We start from the raw sequence: 24,056 nt of genomic DNA on the forward strand, positions 1-24,056 counted from the left end.
CTCTTCGCGATCGCTCCTCAGCTGGCGGCGGGAGTCTCCATGAACTCGATGAGAACGGCGGGCTGGGGGTCGGATCGATCCATGAATATCTCCACCGGGCCGGGGAGCGCGACTGGAGGCGGGATCTCGAGGTCGGCTTCGAGCAGCGGGCGGTAATCATCGATGCGGTGGAGAATGTCACGGATCAGCATCCGGGCGGGGTCGGCAGTGGGCTCCGAAAGCTCCTCCTGGTCGGCTTCCTCTGTTGAGGCGACCGCCAGACCGTGCGATCTGAGCCTCATCAACATCATTTCCTGAACCACCTTGTCGGGAGATAGCACCGGCAGGCCGGGGATTACGACCAGATCGGCCTGGCCCCGTGCCGCGATGCCCAGGAGTGCCCGGAACCCGTCGAGGTTGCGGCGGGTTGCGGCGGTGTCCTGGCAAACCGCGACGAGTTGATGCCCGTTGCGGGCGATCCATCGTCGAATCCGCTCAGACTGAGCGAACATGGTGTCGCCCGACTCAGCGCTGGAAGGTTCGCAGATATATCCGACGACGTTCAAGTGGTCTCCGGTCTTTACTTCCTGGTAGTCAAGCTCTCACCCTCTGTGAGGTCAAGGATTACCGTTTCAGCTGATCTTGCGCTGGTATGGTGCTGCTGCTGTTCGCAGGAGGTCCGGGTGCCCAGCGCACTCGTTTTGAACACAACGTACGAGCCGATTTCGGTGGTCAGCGCTCGCCGGGCCGTCGTGCTCGTCCTCAACCAGAAGGCGTCGGTCGTAGCGGCGGGTCCAGGTTGCCTCCACTCCGAACGTACGACTATCGACGTGCCCTCGGTGGTGCGGCTGGTCCGGTACGTCAAGGTCCCTCATCATCGGAAGGCTCCGCCTACACGGCGCGCGATTCTCGCCAGGGACAAACACACCTGTCAGTACTGCAGTGCACCGGCCGAGAGCATCGATCATGTTCTGCCGCGCTCGCGGGGCGGGACGAACGCCTGGGAGAACGTCGTGGCGTGTTGCCGCCGATGCAATCTTCGGAAGGCGGATAGATTGCCCCATGAGATAGGCCTGAACCTGTCCAGATCTCCGAAGCCCCCCTGGCGATTCGGCTGGGTATATGCCAGTGCGGGCCCATCGGTGGACCCGCACTGGTTGCAGTTCTTGGGAGTGTCGGCCTGAGGGCCGGGGTCCGGCGTCGGCCGCCTTCTCCCTCCCTACGTCTCGTTTTCGAAGATCGTCTCCGATTCGAGCACCGGTAGGGGAGGCTGGGGGGCGGGACCGTTCCTGTCGACCAGGAACAGTTGGAACGCCGGCTTCTGTTCGCACTCGAATTCGGGGACGCTACCCGAAGGGCTCGTCAGGTCGACCCAAACAGCAGGTCCGCCGGGTGGGTAGAGAACGAGCGCGATCGGATCGTCGTTCACATTGGAGAACCGGCCGTCTTTCGGCGCCATGAACTCCATCAGACGGTCGTAGCTCGTTTGGGGAGGCACGACCACATTCTCGCCGTACCGCCCCGACGACAGGGGGTCGTCTTCGGCGTTGGCGAGAGAGCTTGCCTTGTAGCGCGCCGCGGTTCCGTCGCTCCAGACGGCCAGCGCGGCGACTTCCGGATAGTCGACTCCCGGCCAGACCGCATCGCGATTGGAGAGACTCGAAACGCCGATGAGAAGGGTCGTCTGAACCGAAACGTGCCCGTACCGGGGGTCGCCGCAGACCTCGGTTGCCACCGCTTTCGGCTCAACCGACAGTGAGTCGCCCCATGCGATCTCGTCGCCGAGCTCTGCGAGTTCGAATCCCTCCGGCCGTTCCCACCCGGCGGCCGGAGCCGGGCTCGAGTCGAGATTCCATTCGGCCAGGACCGCACCGCCGAACGACGCCTGTACTTTGAGGTCGTGATTGAACGCCGACGGCACTCTGAAGCCGACGGTCCAGCGGGCCGGAATCCCACGGGGCTGCATGCTGAGCGCGAACCCGCCGACCTGATAGCTGTAATCACCCAGCTGTATCTCCGTCGTCGTTTCCGTTTCCTCGTCCACGACTTCTACGCGCAATGGCAGGACGTTGGTGGGAACGGGATGTATCTCGCCGGCGCCGTCGATGAGTTGGAGCACGGGATAGCCGTACTCGCCCGTGAAGGCGTATTCCGAGGCCAACCACGGGACGTCGGTGTTGTGGCGGAACGCGGCTGAGAGCCGGACCTCGTCGTAACCGGGATAGAGCGGCGACTCGACCGAGAACGCATCTTGGATCTCGAGATCGAAGAGGCCGTTGGAGTAGCGCTCACCGAGTTTGAATTCTGAAACCGGGGGAGTGTCGGCCGGTTCCTCCCCGGCACCCGTGTCCTGGACGGCAGCAAGGGTGGCGACCCCCGGACCCGCCGAGGCGATTCCGGTCATGACGAGCAGCAAGATTGCCGTCATGAGTATCACTTTTCGCAACATGCCTTGCGTCTCCCTTGTAGCTGAGCGACTGTGCTTCACTCAGATTTCGGGAGCATCCTGACCCACATTGAGGGTTTTCTTTTCCGGCGTGATAACTACAGGAATGTAGTTACGAAGGTGCAACTCCGAGGGTCGGGTGCCGGCCACCGGCCTAAGTACCTCTCTCAGGAGCGAACGGTCAACACGGCGCAAGAGGCGCGTCTGATGAGCTTCGTCGACGTGGAACCGAGTAGTCCGTCGAAGCGGCCCTGGCCGTGTGTGCCGATGCAGATGACGTCGTACTCGCCTGCCGATGCGTAGTTGAGTATCTCTGTGACGGCATCTTCGCTCTCGACCGCGACGGGCTCGGCGACAACTCCCCGGTCCGCCAGCGCGGAGATGATCGTCGCCGTTCTGGAGGTCTTCTGGTCGTCGACGTAACGAACGAGGAAAGCATCGTCGCCGGGCCAGTCCGAACTGACCTGTGGTCGGGGAGTCGTGTGGCCGGCGGTTTCGAGAGTCTGATCGATCGGTGCCCGGTCCGAGGACTCCCCGTAGACGGCGCGAAGGTCGGTGAGCAGCCGCCTCGGGATCTCGACGACGGTGAACACCGTGACCCGACCGTCGTTCCCGGCGAGCCGCGCGGCGGATTCTGCCGCGAAGAGCGGGTCCAGCGTGCCGTCGGTGGCGATGAGTACCTTCATGGAATCTCCCCTTGGTCTGTCTGGCTCACCCTACCGGCCTGCTGCCGGATCTGGAGTCCGATCCGGGGATCGCTTGTCGACGGTGGTTGAACCTGCGAAGCAGAGCCCCAGGAGCTTCCCGGTCCTGTTGCCCCGGCGGATGTGGGGCGTGTTCGAGCCATTTGTGGACCATGCTTGAGGCGTTTTCCGGCCGTGTGGCGAGAAAGTGGTAGGAAAGGGTTGACAAGTGGGGAGAAATGGGGCAATGTGGGGCGCACAGGAGGACCAGTGACTAGTAGGGCGAGTGTGGAGTGTTCGTCGGAGAGTATCAACACACAATGGACGGAAAGGGCAGGGTCGTGTTGCCCGCCCGTTTCCGCAAGGCTCTTGAAAAGGACGGCTGTGTCCTCACCAAGGGCCAAGATGAGTGTGTCTTCGTCTGGTCCACGGACGACTGGCAGAAGGAAGCGGAGCGAATGAAGCAGCTTCCTCGTACGAACAGCCGTTCGCGCGGATACCTCAGATCGTTCTTCTCCGGTGCCGAACCGCAAACCCTCGATGGTCAGGGCCGGATCACCATTCCACAAAACCTCCGCGCGTTTGCCGCGCTCGAAAAGGATCTGGCCGTTGTCGGAGTCGCCGAGCGGATCGAGATCTGGGATGCCGAGCGGTGGAGTCAGGTTTCGGCAGAGGCCGACGACGTATACGCCCATATAGAGGAGGCATTCAGCGACCAAGGAATCTGACAGGCCGGCCGGACCGTCTGGTCCATCGCCAGCCCCCCGGTTACCAACGGAAGGCCCCTTTCTCCGCCCGCTTCCTTTGGTGCCAGCGCCCGGGGGGCTGGCCATGGATCAAGACCCGAAACGGAAATATCACGAGCCGGTGATGACGAGGGAGATCGTGGAGTTGTTCGAGAACGTCGATGGGGGAGTCCTGGTAGACGCCACATACGGTGGCGGAGGCCATTCCCGCGCTTTGCTCTCGGCGTATCCCGACCTGCAGATCATCGGTATCGATCGAGATGACGCCGCCGTGGCACGACCGGCCCCCGATCGGGTCCGGTTGCATCAGCGCTCCTTTTCCGAACTCGGTGAGCTGCTGGACGAGCTGGCTGTTGGGTCAATCGACGGAGCTCTCTTCGACCTCGGCGTATCCGGACACCAACTCGACACGGCCGAGAGGGGTTTTTCGTATCGAGACCCCGGTCCGCTCGATATGCGAATGGGACCCGATGCCCCTCGGACGGCGGCAGATATCGTGAACGAATGGTCCCAGGACGACCTGCGCAGGATCATCGCCAAATACGGCGAGGAACGATTCGCAGGGCGGATCGCGGCGGCCATCGTCGCCAACCGGCCGATAGCGGACACGGCGCAACTCGCCGAAGTCACTCGCAATGCCATCCCGGCCGCCACGAGGCGAACCGGCGGGCACCCCGCCCGGCGCACGTTTCAAGCCATCCGGATAGCAGTCAACGACGAACTCGGGGAGATTCAGACCGCGCTGGAGACTGCGCTGGATCGTCTCGCGCCCGGTGGCCGCTGCGTGGTGATCTCGTATCACTCCCTCGAGGATCGGATCGTCAAGCGAACCTTCGCCGACCTGGCCCAGGGGTGTATCTGTCCACCCGAGATCCCGGAGTGCCGCTGCGATCGGTCTCCAGAGGTACGGTTGCTCACGCGCAAGCCGATCAGCCCGACCGTCGCCGAAGTGAACGCCAATCCGCGCGCTCGCAGCGCCAAAGTCCGGGCAGCAGAGAAGGTGGCGGCATGACCGCCCGCCCCGCCCGGGGCACATCCCCGGCCGTCCGGCTGCGTGTCATTCAAGGAAGGCCGTTCGTCCGTCCGAAGGCGTGGGGCTGGCTGTTCATCGCCCTGGCGTCTGTGGCGCTCTTCTTCGGGCTGATCATCGCCAACACCGCCCTGGATCGCTCGGCATTCGAACTCGAGGAGATTCGATCGGAGATAGTCGCGCAACAGGAGCGTTTCGATCAGCTGCGCCTCGATGTCGCCCGGCTTCGATCTCCAGAGCGGATCCAACCGCTGGCCGAGGAGCTCGGCATGGTCTACCCCGATCCCGACGACATTCGAAGGGTTACGGCCTCCGGCGTCGTAGTAATGGAGAGAGACGACGACCGGTGGACGAACATCAAGTCGATTCTGAGTGCATCACCATGATGGTCGGACCTGGCGCTGGGGGCCGATGCCGCGGTGGTGACCTTCCCGAGGTCGCCTGCCGGGTTCGGCCGGAGGAATAGCCGTGAGCGGGCGCTCACGCGCCCGCCGGCGGCTTCGCCGCGCCGACTTCCGGCTGATCACCGTAGGGGTCGTGTTGATCGTGGCCTGGAGCGGCCTGGGATTTCGCCTTTTCCAGATCCAGGTGGTCGACGCAGCGGTCTACGAGGAGCGGAGCCGGGAGCAGCGCACGATCCATCAGGACCTGGCGGCGGCGCGCGGCACCATCTTCGACAGGCAAGGACAGCTTCTCGCCGTCACGATCGAGGGTGTGACGGTGTCCGCCAATCTCGCCGAGATCGACGACTTCACGGTTACGGCATCGCTGATCGCGGCCGCCGTCGGTGGTGATCGAGACGAACTGAAGGCCCGGCTCGAATCCAAGGAAACCGGGTGGGTCACCCTGGTCCGTCAGATGGAGCCGGCGGATGCCGATCACCTGCGGGAACTGGAACTGCCCGGCCTGTATTTCGTCAACGAGCCGAAGCGTGTCTATCCGGCGGGCCGTTTCACGGCTTCGGTCGTCGGATTCGTCGGATGGGACAACGAGGGACTCGAGGGCATGGAGTACTTCTACGAAAGCGCACTCGCGGGCACCCCCGGATATGCCGAATGGGAGCGGGCGATCGGCGGAACCCCTATTCCGTTCGCGACCAGCGAGATCGTCCCGGCTGTTCCGGGATCGGATCTCGTGTCCACAATCGATCTCGACATCCAGTTCGCCGCGTCGCAGGCCTGTGTGGCCACCATCGAGCGCACGGAGGCTCTCCGGTGCACGATCGTCGTGCTTGATCCGAACACGGGGGAAGTCCTGGCCATGGTCAACACTCCCAGCTTCGACCCCAACGACGTCCGCTCTGCAGACCCGGCCATGCTGCAGAACGCGGCGGTGCGAATGACCTACGAACCCGGCTCGACGCAGAAGCTCGTCACGGTTGCCGCAGCCATCGAAGAGAAGGCGGTGCAATGGAGCACTCTGATTCGAAACGTACCCTATGAACTCGAGGTAATCGACGGTGCGTGCGACAAGGGTGACGAGGTATACGGCTGCTACCACGACGTCTACGTTCACCCCGATCTCGACATGACGGTGAAAGACATATTCACCCGATCGTCCAACACCGGGACGATTCTCATCCAGCGCGAGCTGGGGGATGTCGCGCATCGCAAATACCTGGAGAAGTGGGGTTTCGGAAGCCGGACCGGCATCGACTTCTCAGGAGAGGCCGCCGGGGTCGCCGAAGTGGACATCACATGTGGTCCGTGCACCGCCTCCGCGGCAATCGGATACAGCGTCTCTGTGACACCGCTGCAGATGGCTTCAGTGTTCGCGACCATTGCCAACGACGGTGTGTGGGTGAGGCCGCATCTGGTCGGCAGCATCGTGGACGGCGACGGGATCCGGCAGGCGGTCGAGCCGGAACAGCGCAGGATCGTCTCCGAGGAGACCGCCCGGATAATGCGTCTGCTTCTGCGTTCGGTGGTCGAGAGTGATGACGGCACGGGTGGCAACGCCCGCGTCACCGGCTACGAGGTCGGCGGCAAGACCGGCACGAGCCGGAAGTGGGAAGGCGGCGGCTATTCGGAAACGGCCTGGATTGCGAGTTTCATCGGCATGGCACCGATCGACGACCCTCAACTCGTCGTGGCCGTAGTGATCGACTCGCCGGTCAACGGACACTACGGTGGCGACGCGGCCGCCCCTGCGTTCGCCGAAGTGATGGAGAATGCGCTGCATCAACTGGGGGTGTCTCCCGATGAGTAAATCCCCGGCAACAGTCGGTCGCCTGGCCAGGACGGTGGGCGCGGCGCTCGTCGGCGACCCGACCGTGAAGGTCTCCGATGTCGTGCACGACAGCCGCCGGGCGACCTCCGGAGCTCTCTTCGTGGCAATCCGGGGTTTGACTACCGACGGGCACCGTTTCGTCGACCAGGCGATAGCGGAAGGCGCATCGGCGGTGTGTGTCGAGGAGGCAGTGGATGACCGTCCGGTTCCCCAGATCGTCGTTGACGACTCGAGGGCGGTTCTCGGCCGTCTGGCCGCCCAAGTCCACGGGCATCCTTCCTCGCAGCTGCGGGTGGTCGGCGTGACCGGCACCAACGGCAAGACGACCGTCACCTACCTGCTCGAGTCCATCATCACGGCGGGTGGAGCGATTGCCGGACGTATCGGCACGACCGGCGCGTCGGTGGCGGGTCGGTCCATACGCCTGGAACGGACGACTCCCGAGGCATCCGATTTTCAGCGACTCCTCGCCGACATGCTCGAGGCAGGTGCAGACGTCGTCGCTTCGGAGGTTTCGTCCCATGCGATGGCGCTCGGCCGGGTTGACGCCGTGTCGTTCGCAGTTGCCGCCTTCACGAACCTGTCGCAGGACCATCTCGATTTCCACGGGGATATGGAGAGTTACTTCGCGGCTAAGGCGCTTCTATTCGACAAAGCGCGAACTAAGCGGGCCGTGATCAACATCGATGATCCGGGTGGTGCGCTCCTGGCCGGCATGGTCGATGTTCCGGTGCTGGCCGTCGGGAGCGATGTCCGAGCATCCGACGTGGAACTTTCACGGTCGGGCACCCGGTTTCGACTGGTCACGCCCGTCGGATCTTCAGACGTGTCCTTGCCGCTGGCCGGGGAGTTCAACGTATCCAACGCGCTGGTTGCGGCCGGCTGCGCGCTCGAACTGGGCGTCGACCTGGATTCGGTCACCAGAGGTTTGGAATCCGTCGGCCAGATCCCCGGACGCTACGAGATCGTCCCCGGGCCGGAACGCTTCACGGCGGTTGTCGACTACGCGCACACGCCGGACGGCGTGCGCACGGTCATTGCCGCGGCGCGTGCGCTTTGCTCCGGTTCCATCACCGTCGTACTGGGAGCCGGTGGCGACCGGGACCGCTCCAAACGGCCGGCGATGGGTGCCGCCGCCTCCACTGCCGACCGTTTCATTCTGACTTCCGACAACCCCAGATCCGAGTCACCCGGCGAGATCATCGACTCGGTGCGTGCGGGCGTCGACACCGACGCAGTCGAGTTGATCGTCGAGGCGGACCGTCGTCTCGCCATCCGTCGCGCCCTGGCTGCGGCGGGAGACGGCGACACCGTCCTCGTGCTCGGGAAGGGCCACGAGCAGGGACAGGAGATAGGCGGCCGCATCATCGAGTTCGATGATCGCAAGGTAGTCGCCGACGAACTCGCCTGGATCGAGGAGACGCCATGCTCGCCCTGCTGAGTTCGGCAGCGATTGCCTTTGGTGTTTCGATCCTGGGAACTCCCTACGCCATCAGGTACCTGCGACGGCGCAATATCGGCCAGTTCATTCAAGAGGAAGTGGAAGGCCACTCACACAAACGCGGCACGCCCACGATGGGCGGCGTCGTCATCGTGGCCGCCGTTCTCATCGCCTACTCGCTGTCACACGTCTCCTTCTGGAGCCAGCAGAACGGATTCGGGTTCAACGTCCACGGGTTCAGGGCGGGCGGGCTGCTCGTGGTCTTCGCATTCGTAGGTATGGCCCTGATCGGATTCGTAGACGACTACCAGAAGGTCACCCGCGAACGAAACCTCGGTCTTGGAAAGGCCGCGAAATTCGGTGGCCAGCTGGCCATTGCAGGTGTCTTCGCCTGGTGGGCCGTCGAAGCCGGGGTGGCGACCGAGGTCGGGTTCACCAGATCCCTTGGAATCAACCTCGGTCTCGCCTACTTCATCTGGGTCCTGCTGATGCTGACGGCCACTGCCAACGCGGTGAACATCACGGACGGGCTCGACGGTTTGGTTTCGGGTTCGGGAGCTCTGGTCTTCGGTGCATACACGATCATCCTGTTCTGGATATCTAGAAACGACTCCTTCTACGGTCGATTCCTCGCCAACGAGTTGAGCGCACTGGAACTGGCGATCTTCGCCGCCGCGCTCTTCGGAGCGCTCCTCGGCTTCCTGTGGTGGAACACGGCGCCGGCCAAGATCTTCATGGGGGACGTCGGTTCCCAATCGATAGGCGGGGCGCTGGCCGCACTCGCCCTGATCTCCAACACCGATCTGCTGCTTCTGCTGCTGGGCGGCCTGTACGTTGTGGAGACACTCACGGTCATCATCCAGGTCGTGAGCTTCCGCGGGTTCGGCCGAAGGGTGTTCCGCATGACTCCCGTCCACCACCACTTCGAACTGATCGGCTGGCCGGAGACGACGATCATCGTGCGGTTCTGGATCCTGGCGGCGATCGGAATCGCGCTCGCCCTCGGGTTCTTCTACGGGGACTTCATCACCAACGGCGGTATCGATCTGGGACGGGGAGCGATCTGATGCGGATGCTCGTGCTCGGAGGCGGCGTGTCGGGACGCGGGGCCATTCGTCTCGCCGAGCGGCTCGGCTACGAGGTGGCCGTCTACGACCGCGACCCGGCCGCGCTGGCCGACCTCACCAACTTGCCCACCTTCCACTCCGAGTGGCAACCGGAATGGCTCCGCGGCATCGACGTGGTAGTGACCAGCCCCGGCATACCCGAACACTCCGCATCGATTTCCTCCGCGCTGCGTGCCGGCGTAACGGTATGGGCCGAACTCGAGTTCGCGGCACGCCACCTCACCGCACCGATCGTGGCGATTACCGGAACCAACGGCAAGACGACGGTTACGACCCTCGTCGCCGACATGCTCAACGCCTCCGGGAGGCAGGCAACCGCAGCAGGGAACATCGGAACCGCCCTCACCGACATCGTCGGGAGCACCCCCGACGTGATCGTCGTCGAGGCGTCGAGTTTCCAACTCCGGTTCATCGAGAGCTTCACGCCGGATCTGGCCGTCCTGTTGAACATCGCTCCGGACCATCTCGACTGGCATCAGACTTTCGACAACTACCGGCAGGCGAAAGCGAACATCGTGCGGAACGCCGGACCCGAGGTGCCCCTGGTGTTCGACGTCGATGATCCCGAGGCCAGTCTGGTCGCGAGCCGCGCACACGCTCGTCCGGTGCCGGTGAGCGGCAAGGCTCGCACCGGCGGAGGGTGGGGGGTTGAAGGCGGCCGCCTGGTGCTCGATGGTCTCGAAATGCCCCTGGATGAGGTGCCGGTCGCCGATCCTTCCTTCCTGCTCGACCTGGTGGCGGCGGGTGCCGCCGCCTTGCTGGCCGGTGCAGATCCGGCCGCCGTGCGCGGTGTCATAACCGCCTTCGAGCCGGTGCGCCACCGTCGAACGGTTATCGGTGCCTGGCGGGACGTGATGTGGATCGACGACTCGAAGGCGACCAATCCCCATGCTGCCCTGGCCGCCGTTGCTGCCTACCCGTCGGTGGTACTCATAGCGGGTGGCCGCAACAAGGCGCTGGATCTGGCGCCGATCGTCCGTCATCCGAATGTCCGGGCGGTCGTCGCGATCGGTGAGGCTGCCGATGAGGTCATCGAAGCCGCTCTCCACATTCCGGCGGTGAAGGCCGACTCGATGAGCGAGGCGGTCGCATCAGCCGCATCGATGGCCCGCTCCGGAGACACGGTCCTGCTGGCTCCCGGATGCGCCAGTTTCGACATGTTCGATTCGTACGCACATCGCGGAGAGGTGTTCCGACGGGCCGTGCTGGAGCTGGAGGAGGGGGAATGACCACCAAGGTGACATCGATCGCGGGAGCCAGATCGGCGGCGCGCCGCCACGTCGCTACTGCGGAAGTCAACACTCGCCTCACGGTGCTGTTCAGCCTGGCGGTGGGACTGCTCCTGGTGATCGGTCTGGGCGCCATGCGCAGCGCGTCGTCAGTCGTCGGTCTCGAACAGGAGGGCAACGGTTGGGCCTTCTTCACGAGGCAGTTGATGGCGATGGGCTTCGGCGCAGTAGCCATGGTCGTTGCCGCCCGAGTCCCGTATGCCTGGTACCGCAAGGCGGCGGTGCCGATCTTCCTGGTGTCGAGTGTCGGTCTGCTCGCCGTTCTGCTCGTCGGTGATCGTGACTACGGAAGCCAGCGCTGGATCGACCTCGGGTTCACGGAGTTCCAGCCGTCGGAGTTTGCCAAATTCGCCACCATCGTCGCCCTTGCCGCGGTCATGGCCAAGAAGGAACGTCGACTCGACGATGTCTGGCACTTCGTGGTTCCCGTCGCAACGATCGTGGGATCCACATGCCTCTTCGTCATGCTCGAGCCCGACCTCGGCACGACGTTGATCATTGCGGCGGCGGCATTCGCGATCCTGGCCGTTTCCGCCTCTCCGCTCCGGTACGTGACGATGACCGGGATCGTGGGAGCGATCAGCGCCCTGGTGCTTGCCTACGCTTCCGACTACCGGTTTGCCCGGGTGACGGCTTTCCTGGATCCATATGCCGATGAACTGGGAGACGGATACCAGGTCCTGCAGGGTCTGGGCGCACTCGGTACCGGTGGAACCTTCGGGGTGGGGCTCGGAGCGAGCCGCACGAGGTGGGGATGGGTTCCCAACGCCCACACCGACTTCATCTTCGCGATCATCGGCGAGGAGATTGGTTTCGCGGGCGGACTGGTCATAGTCACCCTGTTCGCTCTCATCGCAGTAATCGGATTGACGGTTGCCTTTCGAGCTCCGGATAGGTTCGGCCGATTCCTGGCGGTTGGAATAACGGTCTGGATCACGGCCCAAGCCGTCGTGAACATCGGGGGAGTCGTGCAGGCGATGCCGATCACCGGGATGCCCCTGCCGTTCATCTCCTTCGGTGGGACGGCACTGGTGATGGTGATGGGGGCGGCGGGAGTTCTCATCAACGTTGCGCGGAGCGGCGTTTCGTCTTCCCGGAGAGGAAGTCGATGACGTATGCGATCGCCGCAGCCGGAACGGGGGGACACGTCTATCCGGGCCTGGCCGTCGGTGAGCAACTGGTTGCCGATGGTGTCGCCCGTGCTGATGTGCTGTTCATCGGAGGGGACCGCCTGGCGGCCACGGTATTTCCCGCCGCCGGGTTCCCGTATCTGAGGCTCCAAGTCCGGGGGCTCAGCCGCAGCCTCAGCGCCAAGAACCTGGCTTTGCCGCTGGTCGTGGCGCGCGCAACACGGCGCGCTTCCTCCGAGTTGCGAGCCCGCGACGTCGGGGTCGTGCTCGGAATGGGCAGCTACACCTCCGTCCCGGTTGGCCTCGCGGCCAGACGCCGGCGCATACCCCTGTATCTTCACGAGCAGAACGCCCACGCCGGACTGGCCAACCGATTGATGGGCCGATTTGCAGTGACCACGTTCACCTCCTTCGAGCAGACCGAGGGCGCGGTCCGTGCGCTTCATGTTGGAAATCCCATTCGGGCGGGTCTGGCGGAGTTCAATCGGGTCGAGCTCAGGCGGGCGGCCTTCGATAGGTACGGCCTCGAGCCGGGGCGCGTTACGCTCGGGGTGGTCGGGGGAAGTCTCGGTGCCCGCGTGGTCAATCGGGCCGTGATGGCGGCCATGTCGGATTGGGAAGATCCGCCGATCCAACTCGTACACCTGGCGGGCCGCGACCATGTCGACGAGGTGACGGCGGCTGCGCAGAGATCTGAGTTTCCCTGGGTCGTGATCGAGTTCGAGTCAGAGATGCAGTACTTCTTCGCAGCCGTCGACGTCGTTGTGGCCCGGGCCGGCGGCATGGTGGCCGAGATGACGGCCACCGGAACGCCGGCCATTCTGATTCCGGGCGGGTTTGGATCCGGAGGGCATCAGGACGCCAACTCCCGGGCCCTGGAGAGGGCGGGCGCCGCCCGGTGCTTGAGCGAGGACCGACTGGACGAGTTACCCGATCTGATTGCGCAGCTGGCGAGAGACCCTGCACAGCGGCGCGGGATGTCCGCGGCCGCGCATGCCATCGCCAGACCGCAGGCAGCTGCCACAATCTCGGCTGAACTCAGGCGGGCACATGGTTGATCTCGGGACATCGAAGCGAATACACATAATCGGCGTGGCGGGCGCAGGGATGAGCGGTCTGGCAAAACTGCTCGCACAACTCGGCCACGTGGTGTCCGGGTCGGACCTGAGAGCGGGACCGATTCTCGACCTGCTCGACGGGATCGGCGTCAGAACATGGACGGGTAGCCGGCCCGACGACGTCCTGGGAGCCGATCTGGTTGTTGCCTCGTCGGCAGTCCCCGATCGCGATCCGGAGTTTGCAGCAGCTCAGGAGCACGGAACGCCGGTCTGGCGGCGGCCTGCACTGCTGGAGGCCATGACCCGTTCTATGCCCGCCGTCGGCGCAACCGGCACCCACGGAAAGACATCGACGACCGCGATGCTGATATCGATGCTGCGATCCCTCGACCAGGATCCATCGTTCATGGTCGGCGGTGAACTCGTCGACCTGCGGACCAACGCACATCTCGGCCGGCGTTCGCCTTTTGTGCTCGAGGCCGACGAGGCGTTTCGTACATTCGAATCGCTTCACCTGCAGGGTCTCGTCGTCACCAACGTCGAAGCGGATCACCTGGATCACTTCGGATCCGTGTATGAGATGGAGGATTCCTTCGCCGAAGTGGTGCGCTCGGTCGACGGACCCGCCCTGATCGGTATCGATGACGCCGGGGGGCGTCGTCTCTCCGAACGTACGGGCCGGCCGACCTACGGCACGGATTCGGCGGCAACGTGGCGCATCACTGAGGTCGACGAGCGTTCCATGTCGGTGGCGTTTCGGCTCACCGGCCCGGGATTCGACGAGTCCGTCACGGTCTCACGACCCGGCCTGCATACCGCCCGGAACGCCTCGGGAGCCATCGCCCTTCTCTCGGAACTCGGGTTCGATGCCGTCGGTGCTGCGCGAGCCCTCCGCGAGTTCGCCGGGATCCGCAGGCGGTTCGAAGTAAGGGCAACGATCGGGGGAGTGACGATCATCGACGACTACGCCCACCATCCCACCGAGGTGGCCGCGACGGTCCGCACCGCCCTGCACGGAGACTGGGAGCGGGTGTGGGCGGTATTCCAGCCGCATCTGTACAGTCGGACCGAGACGCTCCAGCGCGAGTTCGGAATGGCGATGTCTGGCTGCGATGTGATCGTGGTCACCGATGTGTTCGGTGCTCGTGAAGTGCCCAGGCCGGGCGTAACCGGAGCGCTCGTCGCCGACGCGGCACGTGACCACACCGACGCCGAGGTGCACTACGTTCGGCACCGAAGCGACCTGGCCGACTTCATCGCGGGCCGCCTCCAACCCGGCGATCTGGTTCTCACGATGGGAGCCGGTGATATCACGCTTCTTCCCGGCGAACTGGCAGGGGCCCTCTCCCGGGATTCCATCTGATGAGTTCCTGGCGAGAGCTGGCAGACCGGAATCGCCTTCTCACCCACGTTCCGCTCGGGCCACTGACTACCTACAAGCTCGGGGGTCCCGCCCGCCTGCTGGTCGAGGTTGAGGATGCCGACGATCTCGTGTCGCTGGCCGGCGGCATCGCCGAGACACCACTGCCGGTTCTCGTCCTCGGAAGAGGCAGCAATGTCCTCATCTCAGATCGCGGCTTCGACGGTGTCGTCGTTCATCTCGGTCCCGGCTTCTCCTGGGTGCGATGGCAGGAAGGTCTGGTGTCGGCCGGCGGGTCGACGTCCCTCCCCAATCTGGCCCGGACGGCGGCGAGGGCCGGGCAGGGCAGCCTCGAGTTCTATGTGGGGATTCCCGGTTCGGTCGGCGGCGCGGTGCGAATGAATGCCGGATGTCACGGATCGGAGACCGCCGACGTTCTCGAGACCGCCGACGTTTTCGACCTGCTGGACGGAACACGATCCGCCCGTTCGCCGGAGGACCTGGATCTCGGCTACCGCCACTCGAATCTGGGAGACCACGAAGTCGTCGTATCCGCCACTTTCCACACGGTCCCTGTGGAACCGGCGGCCGCCGAAGGGGTGATGCGCGAGGTGAGCAGGTGGCGGAAGGAGCACCAGCCGGGAGGCACACTGAACGCCGGGAGCGTGTTCAAGAACCCTCCGGGCGACGCAGCCGGCCGAATCATCGACGAGGTCGGTCTCAAGGGCTACAGGGTCGGGAGTGTTTCGGTGTCGCACAAGCACGGCAACTTCTTCGTGGCCGAGCGCGCTGCAACGGCCCAGGATGTGCACGATCTGGTGTTCGCCGTGCGAGAGATCGTTCGCGAGCGCTCGGGGGTGGAGCTGATCCCCGAGATCCGGTTCGTCGGCGACTTCGACGACGAACCACAGCCGCCACCGGCGGAGGACTGATGATCGATCCGAGGATGGATGAGCGCCGGCGGGCGGTCCTCGAAAGCGGAGCCAGGAGGGGTATCAGGCGTGCGCTGATTCTGTTGATTCTCGTCAGCCTGGGTGCCGGACTCGTGTGGCTGCTGCAGTCCCCGATGCTGTCCGTGGGTGAGATCGAGGTGACCGGCTCGCTCCGGCAAGACGTCCGCGACGCCATAACCAGGGCGGGCATCGAAGAGGGAACGCCGCTGATTCTGGTTCGTACCGGCCGCGCAACCGAGGAACTCGAATCCCTCCCGTGGGTGAAGGCCGCCACAGTGAAGCGAGTGTTCCCCGACCGCGTCGAGATAGCGGTCGATCAGCGCCGCGCGGTTGCGTGGATGTGGACGTCGGGGACATTCGCAGTGCTGGACATCGAAGGTGTGGTGCTGGAGTACGTTTCCGCACCCGCCGAAGGGGCTCCGGTTCTTCAGTTCGGCGCCCGGCAGATCGAAGTTGGGGATCAACACACCGAACCCGCGGTACTCGGCGGAATCGAGTTCGTCGCCGCGATCAACGGGGCACTCTCGGGACTCGAACTGAGGGAAGCGGGAGGGGAGCTCTGGGGGTTCTTCGACGGCCATGAGATTCGTATGGGCCGTCCGGTGGAAATGGCAGCAAAAGCTGCTGCGCTGCTGGCCGTGCTGGCCGATGGGTTGCCGGCCGGAGCTTCGATCAACCTCATTGCACCTGCCCGGCCCGCGGTCACTCCCTGACCAGCGCAACCATCAAGTTGACGTAGAAGGTTAGGTATTCGGTATGGATTCGGCACAGACATCAAGGTAAAGTTCACCCTGAACCCTTTCCGCTTGGAGCACAGCCATGGCCAATAAGAACTTCTCTACACCGCAGCACTACCTCGCCGTCATCAAGGTGGTGGGAGTCGGCGGCGGCGGCGTGAACGCCGTCAATCGCATGATCACGGCGGGAGTGCGGGGCGTTGAGTTCATTGCCGTGAACACCGACGCGCAGGCGCTCCTGATGTCGGATGCCGACATCAAACTCGACCTCGGGCGAGACATCACCCGGGGCCTGGGCGCCGGCGCGAACCCGGAGGTCGGCCGGGCAGCGTCGGAGGAGCACCGCGAGGAAATCGAAGAGGTGCTCAAAGGGGCGGACATGGTGTTCGTCACTGCCGGCGAGGGGGGTGGAACCGGTACGGGGGGTGCTCCGGTCGTGGCCGAGGTCGCCCGCAATCTGGGCGCCCTCACCGTGGGAGTGGTCACTCGTCCATTCGGGTTCGAAGGAAGGCGCAGGTCGCTGCAAGCCGAGCAAGGCATTCAGGATCTCCGAGAGGCAGTCGACACGCTGATCGTGATCCCCAACAATCGCCTGCTGGAGATTGCCGACGAGAAGACGCCGATCATCGATGCCTTCCGGCTGGCCGATGAGGTGCTCACGAACGGCGTGGCCGGTATAACCGATCTCATCACGACACCCGGCCTGATCAACGTCGACTTCGCAGATGTGAAGACGGTCATGCAAGACGCCGGGACCGCGGTGATGGGCATAGGCAGAGGCTCGGGAGAGGACCGGGCATCGCAGGCTGCCAACCGGGCTATTGCCAGTCCTCTCCTCGAAACATCGATGGAAGGAGCACGAGGCGTACTCCTGTCGGTGGCAGGCCCGCCCAGCATGTCTCTCTATGAGGTCAACCAGGCGGCTTCTGCCGTAGCCGAGCACTGCGACGCCGATGCCGACATCATCTTTGGGGCAGTCGTCGACGACGCACTCGGAGAAGAGATCCGGGTCACCGTGATCGCGGCCGGCTTCGACCAGCGTCGGGCGCGGGGCCTCGCCTCGGGAACCCTGTCCGGTCTCGCCAACCAAAAAGACGAGGATCTGGATATCCCGAGCTTCGTCCGGGGATGATCGTTCCGCCCGGCTATCCGGGTATCGCCTTCACCACCGCCGACGACGGGGACGTGCGCGGCGATCAGGTCGCCCGTGACGAGGTGGCCGCACAGCTCGGTATCCCGCGACCGTGGGCCGTGGTCGAGCAGGTGCACGGCTCAACGGTCGTCCGGGCCACCGAACCGGTGAACTTCGGCCCCGCCGATGCCTTGTTCACGACCGAGGCCGATCTTCCCCTTGCCGTGTTCACCGCCGACTGCCTCGGGGTGGCGCTGATCGCGGACGGTGCAGTCGGAGTCGCCCATGCCGGCTGGCGGGGGGTGGTGGCGGGTGTGGTTCCGAACTTGATCGAGGCCATGACCGAGGCGGGCTTCCCTCCACAGCGCGCCGGAGTCGGACCGGGAATCGGCTCGTGCTGCTACGAGGTCGGGGCGGAGGTGGCAGAGCGGCTGGCGGGGTTTGTTTCCGAGACGACCTGGGGAACCGTGAGCGTCGACCTGCCGGGCGCGGTCCGGGACCAGCTCGGGGCCCTGGACATATGGGAGGCTGGGGAGTGCACGATGTGCTCGGCCCCCTTCCACTCGCACAGGGTCGACGCAACACCGGCGAGAATGGGGACCATCGCATGGATAACTTGAAACTCGCCGAGACGATGGAGCGGGTCGCCCTGGCGGCCCTCCGGTCGGGCAGACGACCGGAGGAGGTCGTCGTTGTGGCGGTTGGCAAGACATTCTCTCCCGAGATCCTGATGACGGTCTACGACGCCGGTCATCGCGATTTCGGGGAGAATCGTGCCCAGGAGCTCTCGACCAAGGCGAGTGTGCTCCCCGCGGACGTGCGGTGGCATTTCGTGGGACCGTTGCAGCGCAACAAGGTTCGGCTCGTTCGTCCGGCCGTCGCGCTGCTCCACTCGATGGACCGCGTCGCGCTCGGCGAGGCCTGGTTGAAAGGGCCTGGAACGCCTCCTCCCGTGCTGGTCGAGGTGAACATCGGCGAAGAGCCGCAGAAGTCGGGAGTGTCCCCCGACCGCGCCTCCGAAGTCATCGGCCGACTGGTCGAGCTGGGAGTGGACGTCCGCGGGCTCATGACCATTCCGCCCCGAGTTGAAACACCCGAAGCCGCCCGCCCCTATTTCCGCCGGATGGCCGCGTTGCGGGAGGCGCTGAGGTTCGAGTTCCCGCAAATCGACGAGCTGTCGATGGGAATGAGCGACGACTTCGAGGTCGCAATTGAGGAAGGAGCGACTCTCGTGCGCGTCGGACAAGCTATCTTTGGGCCGAGAAATCGCTAGACATCGGGGAGCACATGGCTTCGTTGTGGCAGAAAGCGCTGATGTATCTCGGGCTCGTCGACGAGGATCGAGTCGATCAGGAGCCTGAACAACCGGCGCCGGCGCGGACGAGAAGTGCGGTCAAGACCGTGGAAACCCAGGGAACGCGCGAGCGTGTCGCGGGGCGGCGAGTCGAGCCGCCACCGGTCGCCCGGCGGCCCCAACCGCAGTCCTCCACCCGGTCGACGGGCGCAGTGCGCGCCGTTCCGACGATGGATGCCCAGTCCGACATCATCGAGCCGGCCCATTTCGACGACGCCAAAGTGATCGCCGACCGGCTTCGTGACCGCGTACCGGTGGTGCTGAACATGCGGAACACCGATCCGGATATGGTGCGCCGCCTCGTAGATTTCTGCACCGGTCTGACCTACGCTCTCGACGGATCGATGAGGAAGATCGACGAGGGTGTCATCCTCGTCCTGCCCCCGCGGGTGTCGCTGGGCCGTGAGGAGAAGCGGAGGCTGGCGGACCTCGGCCTGTATGCGGTCGGCGACGAGCAGACCTGATCGTCCATGACGTTTCTCTGTACGCTCATCGATCTCTACGTGCTGGTCCTCTTCGGGAGGATCATTCTCAGTTTCTTCGAGGTACCGTCCGATCATCCGGTGGGCCGGATTCGCTCGATTCTGGCCTCACTGACCGATCCCGTCCTCATTCCGCTTCGCAGGGTCATTCCTCCGGTCCGGATGGGTCCGGCCGCCCTCGATCTCTCTCCGCTCGTGGTCCTGCTCGGACTCAGCCTGCTCAGATCCGTCGTCTGCTGAGCGCGCCGATCGCCGGCAGTTCTGACTAAGCTCAGCCGACGACCTTCACGAGGATCCGGAGCTATGCCACTGAGCCCAATCGACGTACAACAGCAAACCTTCAAGGTTGCCCTGCGGGGCTACGCCGAGGACGAGGTCGACGAGTTCCTCGACGAGGTGGTCATCTCATTGCGGGACTTCGAGCAGCGTCTGCGCGACGCTCAAGAGCGAATCGCAGTTCTCGAAGAGCAGCTCTCCGCCAACCGTGAAACCGAAGACGCCATGCGTCGGACCTTCCTGGTCGCTCAGCGAACCGCAGATGCGATTCTGGAGGAGGCAAGAGCCGAGTCGGAACGACTCCTGGCCGAAACGCGCGGAGAGGTCAACCGTGTGGCTAGCGAGCAGACAGAGGAAAAGGCAAGGCTCCTCGCCGAGACGGCGATGTTGCGCGACCGCGTCCACGGATTGCGGGCGGCCCTCTCAGACCTGGCGACCGGCACCATGAGGCGGCTCGACGTGCTCGATGTGGACGCGGTTGCCGACCGGATCGCTGCAGTCGCCGATCGCGAAGCGGTTGATTCGGCTCCGGCCGCCCACAGTGAGTTCCCAGAGCCGGCGGATCGGGCCTTCGATGCCGAAGAACCGGCCGGTTTCGGCCGCCATGCCGGCGAACCGATCGATCTGGATGACCTGGCGGAACAGGAGCTTCCCACCCTCGACGACGCGGTTCTCGGTGTAGTGGACGAGGAAGCGGATGCCGATGATGACTTCGACTATGAAGGCGGCGATGACGGCGAGCCGGTGGAGAGTTTCTCCGACTTCGAGGAAGAGGAATCCGAGGACGAGCCGGAAGACGCCGCGGAGATCGCCGAGGTTCCGGAGTGGATGACCCGCGACCGCTCTGAGAACATCGACTCGCGGCCTTCCTACCGGCGCCCCTGGGAGCGAGACGAAGGCTGACACGAATAGAGGAGCTCCGGGTCAGTCGCCCGACTTCTCCACCAGAAGGCCGAATGAGACCCCCGCCAGGTCGGCCTTCTCGTCCAGTTCGGTGCGCCGGATGCCCGTCGCCAGGACTTCGTCCGTGATCAGATCGGCATGAGCTTCGAACGCCGACGCTATCCGGGGATCGTCGCTCGACCATGCAACCGTGATCCGATCCGTTACGTCCAGGTCGAGATCCCGGCGTGCCGTCTGGATGCGGTTCACGATCTCACGGGCAAACCCCTCGATCACCAGGTCTTCGCTGAGTTCGACGTCGATGGCCACCGAGATGGCGCCTTCGGTGGCGACCACGACCCCCGTCTTGGGGTTGCGCTGCAGAACGACATCTTCGAGGCTGAGTTCGTGACCTGCGACGCTCATCGTCGATCCGTCCTGGAGGCGGTGTAGCTCGGCGGAGGTGGCGTCCTGCAGAGCCAGATCGATCGCCTGCACGTCCTTCCCGAAGCGCGGGCCCAGAATCTTGAAGTTGGCCCGGGCGGACAGTTCGACCAGATCGCCCTCATCCTGACTGGTGGCAACGACCTTCACGTTCAACTCGTCGGCGATGAGGTCGATGTGGGAGCCGACGGCGTTTGCCACGGTCCGGTTCCTGGTCAGGACGGTGACGCTCGCCAGGGGCTGGCGAACCCGCAGGCTGTGTTGCTTGCGGATGTTGTGTCCGAGCCGCACCACTGTGCGTATTGCCGACATCGCCTCCTCGAGTTCCTCGTCGATGAGCGACCGGTCGGCCGACGGATAGTCGGCCAGGTGAACGGATTCGGGTGCGTCCTCGTCCTGGGCCACCACCAGCTCCTGGTGCAGATGCTCCGTGACGAAGGGCAGCACGGGCGCCAGGACCTTCGAGAACATCACCAGGGACTCGTACAGAGTGGCGAAGGCCGACAGCTTGTCGGCGTCGTCGGCGCTGCGCGTCCGCCAGAACCTTCTCCGCGAGCGCCGGATGTACCAGTTGGTGAGATCGTCGATGAACGACAGCGTGGGCCCGACGACGTTGTAGAGGTAGTAGCCCTCCATCTCTTCGTTCACGCGCAGGATGAGGCTCTGCAGCACGCTGAGCAGCCAGCGGTCTAGTTCCGGCCTGTCTTCGACGGCGGGCGCCGACCGGAGGTCGGCCATCGTGATGCCGTCGGCCTCCGCGTAGGTCGTGAAGAACGAGAAGGCGTTCCACAGGGGCAGCAGCACAGTGCGCACGACCTCACGGACGCCGCTCTCGGAGAACCGGAGCGACTCGGCGCGCATCAGCGGCGAATCGATCAGATAGGCCCGCAGAGCGTCGGCACCGTAGGAGTCGAGGATGTTGGTCGGGTCCGGATAGTTCTTGAGGCTCTTCGACATCTTGCGACCGTCCTCGGCGAGGATCATCCCCGAGACGATGCAGTTCTGGAAGGGCTCTTTGTCGAACAGAGCAGCCGCCAGGACCACGAGCGTGTAGAACCATCCCCGCGTCTGGTCGAGACTCTCGTTGATGAAGTTGGCCGGGAAGTTGGATTCAAACCAGGCGCGATTCTCGAACGGGTAGTGAGGTTGCGCGTAGGGCATCGAACCGGACTCGAACCAGCAGTCGAGAACCTCTGGAACCCGCACCGCCGTAGCCCCGCACTCCGGGCATTCGAACGTGACCGGATCGACGAAGTGTTTGTGCAGGTCGTCGACCCGCACCCCCGACAGGCTCTCGAGTTCGTCGATCGACCCGACGCAGGTCGTGTGGCCGTTCGAACACTCCCACACGGGTATGCAGGAGCCCCAATAGCGGTTGCGGCTTATTGCCCAGTCGCGGGCACCTTCGAGCCAGTTGCCGAATCGCCGCTCGCCGACGTGAGAAGGCACCCAGTGGATGTTCTTGTTCAACTCGACCATGCGGTCTTTGAAACTCTCGACCGCCACGAACCAGGTCGGGATGGCTTTGTAGATCAGAGGGGTCTCGGTGCGCCAGCAGAAGGGGTAGGAGTGGCGTATCTGATCGCGTTTGACGAGAAGGCCCTTCAGTTTGAGGAGATCGATGAGTTTGGAGTCGGCGTCCTTCACGTACATCCCCGCCACATCAGGCACCTCGTCGGTGAACCGTGCCTCGGCGTCGATCGGATCGACGAGGGTGTCGAGACCGGCGGCCTGGAGTGTGTAGAAGTCGACCTCTCCATAGGCCGGAGCCATGTGGACGAGGCCTGTTCCCTCCTCGGTGCTCGTCTCCGCCGATTCGAGGATCCGGAAGGCTCCACGGTCGCGTTCCTCACCGAAGTAGTCGAACGGCGGTTCGTAGGTCGTACCGACGAGATCCGCACCTCTGGCTCTGGCGACGATCTCGCCGCCCTCCGGCCACAGGGTGTGGACGAGAGCCTCTGCGATCCAGTACTGGTCCCGGCCGTCGCGGACGCACACGTAGTCGATGTCTCCCCCTACCGCCACAGCGAGGTTGCCGGGCAGCGTCCACGGTGTGGTGGTCCAGATGAGCAGCCAGTCTCCCGGCCGGGCTCCGCCGGTTCCCGAGACGACGCGCAGGCGAACTGTGATCGCCGGGTCGTCGACGTCGCGGTAGTCCATGTTTGCTTCGAAGTTCGACAGGGGAGTCGTGGCGCCCCACGAGTAGGGCAGGACCTTGAAGTCCCGGTAGATGAGACCCTTGTCCCAGAGCTGCTTGAAGACCCACCAGACAGATTCCATGAACTCCGGATCCATCGTCTTGTAGTCGTTCTCGAAATCGATCCAGCGGCCGATTCGTTTGGTGATGTCCTCCCACTCTTCAGTGGTTTGGTTGACCATCACCCGGCAGGCTTCGTTGTATCGGTCGATGCCGTATTCCTGGATTTCGCGCGGGCCGGAGATTCCCAGCTGCTTCTCGACTTCCATCTCCACGGGCAAGCCGTGCGTGTCCCAGCCGAATCTGCGCTCGATGCGATGACCCCGCATCGTCCAATAACGCGGAACGATGTCTTTGATGACTCCGACGAGTATGTGCCCGTAGTGCGGGCTGCCGGTGGCGAACGGAGGCCCGTCGTAGAAAGTGAAGCTCTGGTCCTCGGGCCTCTGCTCTATCGACTTCTCGAACGCATCGATCCGATCCCAGAGTTCCAGGATTCGCGCGTCGAGCGCCGGAAGATCTACGTTCGATGCGACTCGGCGGAACCCTTTCATCAGGCCTCTGCTCCTCGTGTTTCGGGCCAGTCATCGTAGTGGGAACAAACCTGCTGCCCGCCATCATTACGGTCGCACTGCGTGGTGCCACGGCCCGGGCGGGTCCACCGGGCGGCCCGCTCGAGCGAACGTCCTCGCCAGTAGCGATTCGCAATTCCGCTCTGCCGTGCCGAGGATTGACGAATGATCAGCCGGACAGACCTGGAAGGGGCTCTGCGGGCCGACGGGCCCGACACCGTCATCGACGTCTGGGTGATTCCCGGTGCTCGACGGTCCGGGGTGGCAGGCATACACGACGGCGCCCTGCGGGTCCGTGTCGGAGCGCCTCCCGAAGGTGGCCGGGCAAACAAGGCGGTGCTCGCCCTGCTCGGCGAGCTCCTCCCTGCTCATCTGAGCCTCGAAGGCGGGTCGACCTCGCGACGCAAGAAGGTCCGTGTGGAGGGTCGATCCCCGGAGGCGGTGGCGACCCTGCTTGTCGAGAATCTGGCCGCCCGCGGATAGCGCAACGAACGAAGCGCCGGCTTGTT

23 protein-coding genes and 1 pseudogene are annotated in these 24,056 nt (G+C 64.4%); 20 read left to right on the forward strand and 4 right to left on the reverse strand.

What is annotated here, in order from left to right:
• Window positions 1–17: 17 nt before the first annotated feature.
• Complete coding sequence (locus VLT15_00720) at window positions 18–545, reverse strand: recombinase family protein (protein HSR43737.1); 528 nt, start codon at window positions 543–545, stop codon at window positions 18–20.
• On the opposite strand from VLT15_00720, the gene VLT15_00725 reads away from it, so the two are divergent.
• Window positions 441–1,163 carry an HNH endonuclease gene (locus VLT15_00725; GenBank protein HSR43738.1) on the forward strand — a complete coding sequence of 241 codons (723 nt, stop codon included), beginning with the start codon at window positions 441–443 and terminating at the stop codon, window positions 1,161–1,163. The two genes, VLT15_00720 and VLT15_00725, sit on opposite strands and share 105 nt — an antisense overlap.
• Before the next feature lie 35 nt (window positions 1,164–1,198).
• On the opposite strand, the gene VLT15_00730 is transcribed toward VLT15_00725, so the two are convergent.
• A complete protein-coding gene (locus tag VLT15_00730; GenBank protein HSR43739.1) occupies window positions 1,199–2,407 on the reverse strand; it encodes a hypothetical protein in 1,209 nt (402 codons plus the stop codon).
• Window positions 2,408–2,592: 185 nt separating this feature from the next.
• Window positions 2,593–3,111, reverse strand: a complete 519-nt coding sequence (locus VLT15_00735; protein HSR43740.1) for a universal stress protein — start codon at window positions 3,109–3,111, stop codon at window positions 2,593–2,595.
• Window positions 3,112–3,401: 290 nt separating this feature from the next.
• Here VLT15_00735 and mraZ point away from each other — a divergent pair, with 290 nt between their 5' ends.
• The 18 genes and pseudogenes from mraZ to VLT15_00825 all read left to right on the forward strand — a co-directional run bounded on the left by mraZ (window position 3,402) and on the right by VLT15_00825 (window position 20,355).
• Complete coding sequence (mraZ, locus tag VLT15_00740; protein ID HSR43741.1) at window positions 3,402–3,836, forward strand: division/cell wall cluster transcriptional repressor MraZ; 435 nt, start codon at window positions 3,402–3,404, stop codon at window positions 3,834–3,836.
• A 103-nt stretch (window positions 3,837–3,939) separates the two neighbouring features.
• Complete coding sequence (gene rsmH / locus VLT15_00745) at window positions 3,940–4,866, forward strand: 16S rRNA (cytosine(1402)-N(4))-methyltransferase RsmH (protein ID HSR43742.1); 927 nt, start codon at window positions 3,940–3,942, stop codon at window positions 4,864–4,866.
• On the forward strand, window positions 4,863–5,270 hold the full coding sequence (locus tag VLT15_00750; protein ID HSR43743.1) for a hypothetical protein: 408 nt from the start codon (window positions 4,863–4,865) through the stop codon (window positions 5,268–5,270). Before rsmH ends, VLT15_00750 begins: the two co-directional genes overlap by 4 nt.
• An 82-nt stretch (window positions 5,271–5,352) precedes the next feature.
• Window positions 5,353–7,092 (forward strand): penicillin-binding protein 2, encoded by a 1,740-nt coding sequence (locus tag VLT15_00755; protein ID HSR43744.1) that lies wholly within the window; start codon window positions 5,353–5,355, stop codon window positions 7,090–7,092.
• On the forward strand, window positions 7,085–8,554 hold the full coding sequence (locus VLT15_00760) for a UDP-N-acetylmuramoyl-L-alanyl-D-glutamate--2,6-diaminopimelate ligase (protein HSR43745.1): 1,470 nt from the start codon (window positions 7,085–7,087) through the stop codon (window positions 8,552–8,554). The genes VLT15_00755 and VLT15_00760 overlap by 8 nt, the downstream gene beginning before the upstream one ends.
• A complete protein-coding gene (mraY, locus tag VLT15_00765) occupies window positions 8,539–9,621 on the forward strand; it encodes a phospho-N-acetylmuramoyl-pentapeptide-transferase (GenBank protein ID HSR43746.1) in 1,083 nt (360 codons plus the stop codon). Before VLT15_00760 ends, mraY begins: the two co-directional genes overlap by 16 nt.
• The gene (gene murD / locus VLT15_00770) at window positions 9,621–10,910 is read left to right on the forward strand and encodes a UDP-N-acetylmuramoyl-L-alanine--D-glutamate ligase (GenBank protein ID HSR43747.1); all 1,290 of its coding nucleotides are present in this window, start codon (window positions 9,621–9,623) and stop codon (window positions 10,908–10,910) included. The genes mraY and murD overlap by 1 nt, the downstream gene beginning before the upstream one ends.
• Window positions 10,907–12,082, forward strand: a complete 1,176-nt coding sequence (gene ftsW / locus VLT15_00775; GenBank protein ID HSR43748.1) for a putative lipid II flippase FtsW — start codon at window positions 10,907–10,909, stop codon at window positions 12,080–12,082. Before murD ends, ftsW begins: the two co-directional genes overlap by 4 nt.
• Window positions 12,079–13,158: a UDP-N-acetylglucosamine--N-acetylmuramyl-(pentapeptide) pyrophosphoryl-undecaprenol N-acetylglucosamine transferase gene (locus VLT15_00780; protein ID HSR43749.1), complete on the forward strand. Its 1,080-nt coding sequence runs from the start codon at window positions 12,079–12,081 to the stop codon at window positions 13,156–13,158. Before ftsW ends, VLT15_00780 begins: the two co-directional genes overlap by 4 nt.
• Complete coding sequence (gene murC, locus VLT15_00785; GenBank protein ID HSR43750.1) at window positions 13,151–14,521, forward strand: UDP-N-acetylmuramate--L-alanine ligase; 1,371 nt, start codon at window positions 13,151–13,153, stop codon at window positions 14,519–14,521. The genes VLT15_00780 and murC overlap by 8 nt, the downstream gene beginning before the upstream one ends.
• Window positions 14,521–15,450: a UDP-N-acetylmuramate dehydrogenase gene (gene murB, locus VLT15_00790; GenBank protein HSR43751.1), complete on the forward strand. Its 930-nt coding sequence runs from the start codon at window positions 14,521–14,523 to the stop codon at window positions 15,448–15,450. The genes murC and murB overlap by 1 nt, the downstream gene beginning before the upstream one ends.
• Window positions 15,450–16,184, forward strand: coding sequence for an FtsQ-type POTRA domain-containing protein (locus tag VLT15_00795; protein HSR43752.1), 735 nt, complete (start codon window positions 15,450–15,452; stop codon window positions 16,182–16,184). Before murB ends, VLT15_00795 begins: the two co-directional genes overlap by 1 nt.
• A 106-nt stretch (window positions 16,185–16,290) precedes the next feature.
• Window positions 16,291–17,268: pseudogene (gene ftsZ / locus VLT15_00800) on the forward strand (cell division protein FtsZ).
• Window positions 17,269–17,336: 68 nt separating this feature from the next.
• Window positions 17,337–17,960, forward strand: coding sequence for a polyphenol oxidase family protein (locus tag VLT15_00805; protein ID HSR43753.1), 624 nt, complete (start codon window positions 17,337–17,339; stop codon window positions 17,958–17,960).
• Entirely contained in the window at window positions 17,948–18,613 is a 666-nt protein-coding gene (locus VLT15_00810; protein HSR43754.1) for a YggS family pyridoxal phosphate-dependent enzyme, read from the forward strand. The genes VLT15_00805 and VLT15_00810 overlap by 13 nt, the downstream gene beginning before the upstream one ends.
• A 14-nt stretch (window positions 18,614–18,627) precedes the next feature.
• Window positions 18,628–19,158 carry a cell division protein SepF gene (locus VLT15_00815; GenBank protein ID HSR43755.1) on the forward strand — a complete coding sequence of 177 codons (531 nt, stop codon included), beginning with the start codon at window positions 18,628–18,630 and terminating at the stop codon, window positions 19,156–19,158.
• 6 nt (window positions 19,159–19,164) lie between these two features.
• Window positions 19,165–19,416: a YggT family protein gene (locus tag VLT15_00820; protein ID HSR43756.1), complete on the forward strand. Its 252-nt coding sequence runs from the start codon at window positions 19,165–19,167 to the stop codon at window positions 19,414–19,416.
• A gap of 63 nt (window positions 19,417–19,479) precedes the next feature.
• Window positions 19,480–20,355: a DivIVA domain-containing protein gene (locus VLT15_00825; GenBank protein ID HSR43757.1), complete on the forward strand. Its 876-nt coding sequence runs from the start codon at window positions 19,480–19,482 to the stop codon at window positions 20,353–20,355.
• 21 nt (window positions 20,356–20,376) lie between these two features.
• Here the strand turns inward: VLT15_00825 and ileS are convergent, their stop codons facing one another.
• Window positions 20,377–23,529 carry an isoleucine--tRNA ligase gene (ileS, locus tag VLT15_00830; GenBank protein HSR43758.1) on the reverse strand — a complete coding sequence of 1,051 codons (3,153 nt, stop codon included), beginning with the start codon at window positions 23,527–23,529 and terminating at the stop codon, window positions 20,377–20,379.
• 183 nt (window positions 23,530–23,712) lie between these two features.
• On the opposite strand from ileS, the gene VLT15_00835 reads away from it, so the two are divergent.
• Window positions 23,713–24,030 (forward strand): DUF167 domain-containing protein, encoded by a 318-nt coding sequence (locus VLT15_00835; GenBank protein HSR43759.1) that lies wholly within the window; start codon window positions 23,713–23,715, stop codon window positions 24,028–24,030.
• Window positions 24,031–24,056: the final 26 nt, after the last annotated feature.

The sequence above is a fragment of the Acidimicrobiia bacterium genome (assembly GCA_035471805.1).
GTDB lineage: Bacteria > Actinomycetota > Acidimicrobiia > Spongiisociales > JAHEDJ01 > JAHEDJ01.